The organism is Drouetiella sp., from assembly GCF_059504425.1.
In genome coordinates this window covers 1-9,063 of the sequence record NZ_JCACIN010000008.1, presented here as the reverse complement: position 1 = coordinate 9,063, position 9,063 = coordinate 1, and the positions used below count along the sequence as shown (strand labels likewise).

The following is a 9,063-nucleotide window of genomic DNA, read 5'->3' as shown; positions in this document are numbered from 1 at the left end:
TGGAGAGATGACATAACTACCCTATCAAGCACTTAACTAGAATGAAATAGCCCTGTGCAGCGTCTGCAATCCTACTTGCCCGATTTGATTTTGCTCGACGTGATGATGCCAGGAATTGATGGATTTGAAACCTGCCAGCAACTCAAAGCCAATCCCACAACTTGCAATATTCCTGTCATCTTTATGACCGCCCTTTCCGATTCTGTGGATAAGGTCAAAGGGTTGAATTTGGGCGCAGTCGATTACATTACCAAACCAATTCAGCACGAAGAGGTGTTGGCACGCATTCGAATTCATTTACAACTGCGAAATGCAATGAGCGTCCTAGAACAGCGCACTGATCAATTGAACCGGACATTAGAGCACTTGAAACAGTCCCAACTGCATCTCGTGCAGGGTGAAAAAATGTCTGCCCTTGGTCAGCTGATTGCAGGAATCGCCCACGAAATCAACAACCCGATGAATTTCATTCACGGCAACCTGAACCATGTCCAGACCTACACTCAGGATCTGTTAGGCTTTTTGCAACTGTACCAGAAGCACTATCCCAATCCGGTTGCAGAAATCCAGACCCAAGCAGAGGCCATCGATTTAGCATTTTTGCAAGATGACGTGGTCAAGATGCTTGATTCGATGAAAATGGGCAGCGATCGCATTCGTCAATTGATCCTCTCACTCCGCAACTTCTCCCGTCTGGATGAGAGTGACCTCAAGCCCGTCAACATTCACGACGGCATCGACAGTACTCTGTTAATTTTGCAACACCGCCTCAAAGCTAGACCCAACTTTCCTACCATCCAAATTATCAAAGACTATGGGCAGTTACCAGAAGTCGAATGTTACCCCAGTCAACTCAACCAAGTCTTCATGAACATTTTGAGTAATGCGATCGATGCATTAGAGGAATTGGGAGTGAGCAATCTCCAACCACCTACCATTACCATTCGCACTTTCACCCATAATGACAACTGGCTCACGATTAGCATTGCCGATAACGGAGTAGGTATTCCGGAACCTATTTCCTCTAAACTATTTGACCCGTTCTTTACCACCAAACCCATTGGCAAAGGTACGGGCTTAGGGCTGTCGATCAGCCATCAAATCATTACTGAGAAACATAGCGGTAAGATCGAGTATTATTCCACTCTGGGACAGGGAACAGAGTTTGTGGTAAAAATTCCAGTGAAATAGGCAATAGCTCTGGCCACTTAAGAGTGTCACCCAATGCCTAGTCGTCTCCTCTGCTCTTGCTATTGCACGTCTTCCAACAACTCAAATGCAGTGTTCTAGTTTAGGCTTCGCTTTAGAGTCATTACTGCAATCCTTGCGCAAAGGACGCGCAATTCTATTTTGCTTGACCTGTAGCCTAATGATGCTCCTATCTCTGGCGCGTCCTGGTCTGCCACAGACGAGCCTGCCACCAACCGAGTATCAAGAGCTTCGCGGCGTATGGCTCACGACCGTGGATAGCGACGTGTTGTTTAGCCGCGATCGCCTGGAACCTGCCCTGCAAAGTTTAGCCGAGCTACACTTCAACACGATCTATCCGGCGGTCTGGAACTGGGGCTATACGCTGTATCCCAGTCGGACGGCAGCAGAGGCGATCGGTCATGCGACCGATCCGCGAGTGCCCAATTTGCAAAATTGGGATGCCCTGGCAGATGTGGTGAGCTTGGGACACAAGCAGGGTTTGACCGTGATTCCCTGGTTTGAGTTTGGTTTCATGACAACTGCCGAGTCAGAAATTGTGGCTCGTCATCCAAAGTGGATTAGCGATCGCCGAGACGGCACTCAAATTTGGCAAGATGGCATCTACCAAAGGCGCTGGCTGAATCCATTTATGCCAGAAGTGCAGCAGTTCATCCAAAGCATGGTTTTGGAGATCGTCACTCGCTATGACATTGACGGCATTCAGTTTGACGACCACTTGGGCTTACCTGCCGAGTTTGGCTACGACGACTTTACCCAACGGCTTTACCAGCGAGAGCATCAGGGCAAGTTGCCGCCCTCCGACCCAGCCAATGCCGAATGGACGCGCTGGCGGGCTGCAAAAATTACCGATTTTATGACTCAGGTTTTTCATGCCGTCAAAGCCCAAAAGCCCGATGTCGTCATTTCGCTGTCGCCCAATAACTATCCGTTTTCCTATCGCCAATACCTGCAAGATTGGAAAACCTGGGAGCGAAGAGGCTTAATTGAAGAGCTGATTCTACAGGTTTACAGCGACAATTTGCAGAACTTTGCGGCAGATTTGGCGCGTCCCGAAGTCCAAGATGCCAAACAGCATATCCCGGTTAGCATCGGCATTTTAACAGGACTTAAGAATCGGCTCACGCCGATCGCGCAAATTGCAGACCAAGTTGAGCGGGTGCGCGATCGCCAGTTTGCAGGCATCTCGTTTTTCTTCTATGAATCTTTGTGGAATGCCAGATTTGGTCAGCGTAATTTCTCTCAAGGCAACTCAGATATAGATCTGCAAAACCGCCGCTCTGTCTTTCGTCGCCTGTTCAGTTCACCAGCCGATCGCCCCAATCTGCTGGATAATTGGACGCCGCCTCGGTAATCTCACAGATCAATGAGCCTTTATTTTTCGAGATATCGTCTGGCGCTGCTGAGCGCTGGTGCTGGGCAACACGTTTGGATGGGCAGATTTTCCGGCATACTTGACGGGCAGGATGGCAGTGAGTCAAGAGACTGGATGGCAGTGAGTCAGGGGACTGCGCCAGTTGATCTCCATGACTTGACAAAGCATACTCGTAATGAGTACGCTTTATTTATCTTCAAATTAAGGAGCCAGTTTTATGTTGCCGAATAAAGAAGGACAGCACGTGCCCAACGTGACGTTTCGCACCCGTCAGAATAATGACTGGGTCGATATTACGACAGACGATTTATTTACCGGAAAAACGGTAATTGTGTTCTCTCTGCCTGGTGCCTTTACCCCCACTTGTTCTTCCACCCATCTGCCGGGATACAACGAGCTGGCGGGGGTATTTAAGGCAAATGGCGTAGATGATATTGTTTGTCTATCTGTCAATGATGCCTTTGTGATGAACGAATGGGCAAAAGACCAGAGTGCTGAAAACGTCAAGCTGATTCCAGACGGCAACGGCGAATTTACAGACGGCATGGGGCTGCTGGTAGACAAGTCTGATCTGGGTTTTGGCAAGCGCTCTTGGCGTTATTCCATGCTGGTGAAAAATGGTGTGGTAGACAAGATGTTTATCGAACCCGAAGAACCGGGTGATCCTTTCAAGGTGTCCGATGCAGACACCATGCTGCAATACATCAACAGCGAGGCTCAGAAGCCCAAAGTGGTGTCGTTGTTCACTAAAGTGGGCTGTCCTTTCTGTGCTCGCGCCAAAACCATGCTGAAAGAGCAGGGTCTAGACTATGAGGAAATTGTTCTCGGTCGGGATGCAAATATGCGATCGCTCAGAGCTGTCACTGGCGCCGTTACTGTGCCCCAAGTCTTTATAGATGGCAAGTTGATTGGCGGTTCTGATGATCTTGCAACCTACCTTGGCGTTGCTTAAGGTCACTTAAAGGGTCTGTACGGCACCCTTGCAAGCTAACAAACGGTACTGCTACACCAGGAAACAATCAAAAAATAAAGGAGGTGCGCTGCGCGCACCTCCTTTATTTTTTGAGAGCCGCGCGGAGCGCGGCTCTCAAAAACAACTCGCCCTCACTTACGTAATGCCATACGCGATCCTTGGGACGCGATCAGAGTTAACGTTGCCGATTTTAGGGAACCCTACGGTTAGTTGTCAGAATGCTAACCGACATGACCGCAACGAGCCGAAAAGTTTCGTTCAGCCCCACGATCGCCATTTTTAGCCTGCTGCTGATCTTGTATATGCCGCTGCTAGTTCATTGGTTTAATGGCTGGCTAAACAAGAGCATCAGCATTGAGCATGAGTATTTTAGTCACGGTCTGCTGGGTCTACCCTTCGCCGCTTACCTCTGTTGGAATAGGCGCGATCGCTGGCGGTACCTCCCAGAGACAACCCGTCCCCTCCAGCAAATTTTTGGGCTATCGCTGCTGATCCTCGGAGTTTTTTGCTATCTCAGCAATCTGACTGACCTGATCAACCTGTCCCTACCAATTATGTTGACTGGGCTTTGCCTTGGGTTCAAAGGCTCGCCAGGGCTGCGGCTGCAAGCCTTTCCTTTGGCACTGCTGCTGCTGGCAACTCCCAACGAAGTTCCTTATCTGCTGGCACCCTACACGCTACCGCTACAAAGCTTTATTGCAGGTGTGGCGGGCTTTGCGCTGACTCAGTTGGGTATGGATGTGCGGGTAGACCAGATCTATCTGTTCGTGAACGATCGCATTGTTGAAGTCGCGCCCTACTGCGCTGGACTCAAGATGTTGTTCACCAGCTTTTATGTGGGGCTGCTGCTGCTCTACTGGACAGGGCAAACCTCCCGCAAAACGATCGCTCTTTTCTACGCAGGCATCGTGATCATTAGCGTCGCCGCCAATATCGTTCGCAATACCTTTCTCACCTTTTTTCATGGCACTGGGCAAGATAGCGCCTTTCAGTGGTTGCACGACGGCTGGGGTGGAGATGTTTACTCAACTGCCCTATTGGGATTAATTGTGGTGTGGTTACGGACTCTCGAATCCTGGGTGTCAGATGCTGGGGATATCGAGCCAGAAATTGAGCCAGAAATTGAGCCAGAACCCGGAACTTAAAGCAATGACTTCTCACTCCTCTTCTGATGCTAATTTTCAGCGATCGCCCCTTTACAAAAGCCTAGTAGTCCTGTTTTTGTTGACGATTGCGGTTGCCAATACGATTCCCAACTACCTCTCCGGCAATTATTTCAACAAAGTACCAGGACTCAGCTCTTTGCAGGAGCTACGAACGCTGCAAAAGTCAGGATTGACCTTGCCGGGATGGCAAACTGTTGATCAAAAAAGGGTTGAAATTGGCGGTCATAAATGGTCAATTCAGGCGATCGCCCCTCAAACCCCTCCCGCTACAAATCCGCCTATTCTACTCATGCTGCGTCCTCAGACCTGGCATCGAGACCTGCCGCAAGTGGACTGGATGGATATTCGTGGCGCACGCGGATGGACAGAAGATAGCGATCGTCACATTCAGTTTTCGATGCCAACACAATTGATGCCAACACAATCGGCGTCCACACAATCGGTGTTAGCACAATCAATGCCCACAAACATTGAGGCGCGATTTTTGCGGGGCTGGACTCAAGAAAGAACCTATGCAGTACTCCAATGGTACGCCTGGAGAAATGGCGGGAATCCTGCTCCTATCGGATGGTTTTGGGCAGAGCAAGGGTCGCAGTTGCGCGATCGCCAGCATATGCCCTGGGTGGCGGTCAGCCTTCTGATTCCCATCCAGCCTTTGAGCGAAATTGAATCGGTGCAGTCTCAGGCAGAAGCTCTAGGTCAGCTCATTCAATCCACATTGGCTGCCGATGTTTTCCGATAGGTAGATTCGGTCAAGCAGTTCTTCAACCCATCCCTCCCTATCTTTATCTTCCCTATCCTTCTAGCACTCATGGTTCATGCCCTCCATTTTTCTAGATGCCTAGCGCCCAAACTAGCGCCCAGTGCCTTGCTGTTCTGGGTACTGCAATCTGGTCTGCTGCCTATTATTGCCCTCAGCCAAACTTTACCCAGCCCGGTACCCGACAGTCTTCCCTTTCCTACGGTTGTTCCTACAGTTGTGCCTTCTCCAACCGATAGGCTTTCCCCTCAGTTGGAGAAGGCGCGGCTGATCAATCGCCGTGCGATGCCCAGCGAAATACCCGATAGGTCTGGCGAGGAATCACTTTCGCCTCCGCCAGATGCTTTCTCAGGGTATCAGCTTGGGGCAGGTGACACCCTCTACATCAATGTTTTGCGATTTCCCGACTTGTCGTTTCAGGGCACGATCGATCTGGAGGGCAATTTGCTGGTGCCGCTAGTAGGGGCGCTGAGTCTGAGGGGATTGACTCCTGAACAGGCGCGGAGCCAAATTCAAATCGCTCTCGATCGCTATGTGGTGAATCCCCAGGTGGATGTGATTTTGATTGCTCAGCGATCGGTTCAGGTGACGATTTTGGGCGAAGTGGTGAAGCCGGGACTCTACCCTTTGCAGGCTCCGCAACTCTCGGTGGCTCTGCTCTCGGCAGGAGGAACCACTCGCTTAGCCGATCTGCGCACCGTGCTCATTCGCCGTGTCTTAGCCGATGGATCGATCGTCGAACGCCAGGTCGATCTGTTTACATCACTCCGAGATTCCCAGTCAATTCCCGATCTGCGTCTAGATGACGGCGACACGATCGTCGTGCCTACTCTCACAGCCACCGATAGCGAGGGATACGATCGCAACTTAGTCGCCCGCTCCAATTTGGCGCAATCCCAAATCAACATTCGCGTTCTCAACTATACGGCGGGTAGAGGCGGCAGTATTGGTAGCCTTCAGCTTGCTAACGGCAGCAGCTTTGTCGATGCTTTAGCCGCTATTTCACCCGATCTGAGCAGTGCTGACATTCGGCATGTGGGTTTAGTTCGGTTTGATGTAGAGCAGGGCAAAGCCCTGACCCAAAAGCTAGATGGTAAGAAGGCGATCTTAGGAGATCTCACTCAGAACCCTGTCCTAGAACAAAACGACGTGATTGTGATCGGTCGCAACTTTGTGGCACGTATCACCCATGCCCTCAACACATTCACCCAACCCTTCCGAGACATCTTAGGCTTTTTGCTCTTTTTCGATTCTTTATCCAACAGCGCCCAAAATCTCTTCCAGCCCAGCGGCACCTCGCGCTAAGCTCCTCACCCCCTACTCCCCCATGCCTCCCTTCCTCAACCGCTACGCTCTCGCCCTCGATCGCCACAAATGGGTTGCCCTTCTGGGATTCATTGCCGTTACCGGGCTATCGGGCGTAGCGGCAGCTCTTCAACCCCCGCCCTCAGAGACTTATACAGCACAGGGGATGATCGTTTATGGCGCTCCACCCGAAATTTTCTCTACAACCGGGACAAAGCTCCAGCAGCAGGGACAGGCTGTAACCGAGGAGATGCTGATGTCTCGTCCGGTTTTGGAATATACGATTCAACAGCTCAAGCAGCAGAACATTTCGGTATCTGCCAAGCGTCTTCAGGAGACCGCTAAGGTAACGATCGCCGGACAAGCAGGCGAAAAGGAAGCACCGGAAGCCAAAAGCCAAGCCCTGCGGATTATCGTCGCTTATCAAGATACAAAACAAGAAAAATCGGCGGCGATCGTCACGGCGCTGATGGAGTCCATAGTTGAGCAAAGTCAACAGTTCAACCGACAGCAGCTTAACCGTATCAACGAGAACCTTAATCAGCTTTTGCCCAAGGTGACACAGGAGCTACGGCAAGCCGAACAAAACCTGGAAGAATATGTCCGACAGGAGGGAACTGCCCTGCAAGCTGCCGAAAGCGGATCGCTGCTGAGCAATATTACGGCAAACCAGCAACAGCAGCGGCAGCTGCGCCTGAGTCTATCGGGCATTGAGGCACAGATGACTAGCCTTCAGTCGCGTCTGGGCTTAACGCCTGATCAGGCATACGCCTCTTCAGCCCTCAGCGCTGACCCCATCATCGGCGACTTGCGCGCCAAAATTTATCAGGCTGAAGCCCAGCGCGACTTGCTCTCCATGACACTGCGCCCCGATCACCCCTCCAGAGTAGATCTGCAAAACCAGCTCAATATCTACAGTGAGCTGCTGCGATCTCGCGTCAGTGAGGTATTGGGTGGCGCTCTGCAAGGCAGCCAAGTCCGCCAATCTATCAATCTCGATCCGGCACGGCAGCAGCTCGCCAGCACTTTAGTGGGTTTGCAAACGCAGCGAGAAACCTCCCAGCAGCAGCTTGTGGTCTTGAGCCAGACTGAGCAAGAGCTGAGGCAGGAGTATTCCGGCATTCCCAACAAACAGCTGGGGCAGCAGCGCCTTCAGCAGCAGGTGGCGCTAAAGCAAACATTTTATGACCAGATTCAGGCGCGACTAGCCGATGTGAAGCTAGCGCAGGAGGAAACGGTAGGTAGCCTGGTGATTGCCCAACCTGCACAGGTCAAAGCTTTACCTACTAAAGGTGCCAGCAGTTTGATGATTTTGCTGGTCGGTGGCTTCATGGGCTTGGCGATCGGCGGCGGATTGGTGCTGCTCCTAGATTCGATCGATCCCTTAATTTACACCTCAGAGGATCTGCAAAATGCCTTGAAATCTCAGGATGTGCCGATCCTGGGATTATTGCCCACGCTGCCCTGGGATGGAGAAATCGCTATACCCGTAATTTCGGAAGCCCATTCTCCCTATACTGAATCCTACGAGCGGCTGCGCGGTAACTTACAGCGGATTGGCGGCAAGGCGCACATTGTGCTGATTACCAGCAGCCTGAGCGAGGAAGGTAAAACGGTGACTGCCTATAATCTGGCGATCGCCTCTGCTAGAGCTGGAAAGCGGACGCTGTTAATTGAAGCAGATCTGCGATCGCCTTCTCGCGCCACTGCGCTCAATATCATGCCTGATCCCCAAAATCAGCTTGAGCCGCTGCGCTACTACGGTAATCTTGCTGAGTGCATTCACATGGTTCCGGCGATTGAAAACCTCTATATGGTTCCTAGCGTTGGGTTACAGCGACAGGCTGCCGCCATTCTGGAATCGAGTGAGATGCGCCGACTGTTTGAAGATGCTCGCGGTCGGTTTGACCTGGCGATCGTCGATGCCCCGGCGCTGCATCGCTACAATGACGCGCTGCTGCTAGAACCCTATAGTGATGGGCTTTTGCTAGTGACTCGTCCCGGCTATACCGAAGCGGGGCTAATGGACGAAGTTGCCCAGCAGTTTATGGAATCAGAAGATATTCAGTTCTTAGGGGCAGTGGTGAATGATGCCAACATTCCTGTGCAGTTTCCGGCTATCGAAACACAATCGATTATTTTTGAGCAGGACGATCGAGAAAACCTGAAAACATTGCCACTGAAAACGATGCCAGTAGAGTCAAGCCAGAGTATGAAAACTTGGGTAGTGCCCTGAAGGGAAGGTTAGAAGAATAGCGTGGTATCAAGCAAGACC

Annotated in this window: 8 protein-coding genes; all 8 read left to right on the top strand. The window is 51.3% G+C overall.

Annotated features, from left to right (window positions below; all coding sequences use genetic code 11):
* Window positions 1–54 precede the first annotated feature (54 nt).
* The 8 genes from AC5JMP_RS01900 to AC5JMP_RS01865 all read left to right on the top strand — a co-directional run bounded on the left by AC5JMP_RS01900 (window position 55) and on the right by AC5JMP_RS01865 (window position 9,024).
* Complete coding sequence (locus tag AC5JMP_RS01900; RefSeq protein ID WP_495849731.1) at window positions 55–1,191, top strand: hybrid sensor histidine kinase/response regulator; 1,137 nt, start codon at window positions 55–57, stop codon at window positions 1,189–1,191.
* Window positions 1,192–1,369: 178 nt separating this feature from the next.
* Complete coding sequence (locus AC5JMP_RS01895; RefSeq protein WP_495849730.1) at window positions 1,370–2,563, top strand: glycoside hydrolase family 10-like protein; 1,194 nt, start codon at window positions 1,370–1,372, stop codon at window positions 2,561–2,563.
* A 12-nt stretch (window positions 2,564–2,575) separates the two neighbouring features.
* Entirely contained in the window at window positions 2,576–2,815 is a 240-nt protein-coding gene (locus AC5JMP_RS01890) for a hypothetical protein (RefSeq protein WP_495849729.1), read from the top strand.
* Entirely contained in the window at window positions 2,802–3,536 is a 735-nt protein-coding gene (locus AC5JMP_RS01885; protein ID WP_495849728.1) for a glutathione peroxidase, read from the top strand. Before AC5JMP_RS01890 ends, AC5JMP_RS01885 begins: the two co-directional genes overlap by 14 nt.
* A gap of 239 nt (window positions 3,537–3,775) precedes the next feature.
* Window positions 3,776–4,702, top strand: coding sequence for a cyanoexosortase B (gene crtB / locus AC5JMP_RS01880; protein WP_495849727.1), 927 nt, complete (start codon window positions 3,776–3,778; stop codon window positions 4,700–4,702).
* 4 nt (window positions 4,703–4,706) lie between these two features.
* The gene (locus AC5JMP_RS01875) at window positions 4,707–5,465 is read left to right on the top strand and encodes a cyanoexosortase B system-associated protein (protein WP_495849726.1); all 759 of its coding nucleotides are present in this window, start codon (window positions 4,707–4,709) and stop codon (window positions 5,463–5,465) included.
* Window positions 5,466–5,534: 69 nt separating this feature from the next.
* Window positions 5,535–6,788: a polysaccharide biosynthesis/export family protein gene (locus AC5JMP_RS01870; RefSeq protein WP_495849725.1), complete on the top strand. Its 1,254-nt coding sequence runs from the start codon at window positions 5,535–5,537 to the stop codon at window positions 6,786–6,788.
* Between the two features lie 22 nt (window positions 6,789–6,810).
* Window positions 6,811–9,024 (top strand): GumC family protein, encoded by a 2,214-nt coding sequence (locus AC5JMP_RS01865; RefSeq protein WP_495849724.1) that lies wholly within the window; start codon window positions 6,811–6,813, stop codon window positions 9,022–9,024.
* Window positions 9,025–9,063: the final 39 nt, after the last annotated feature.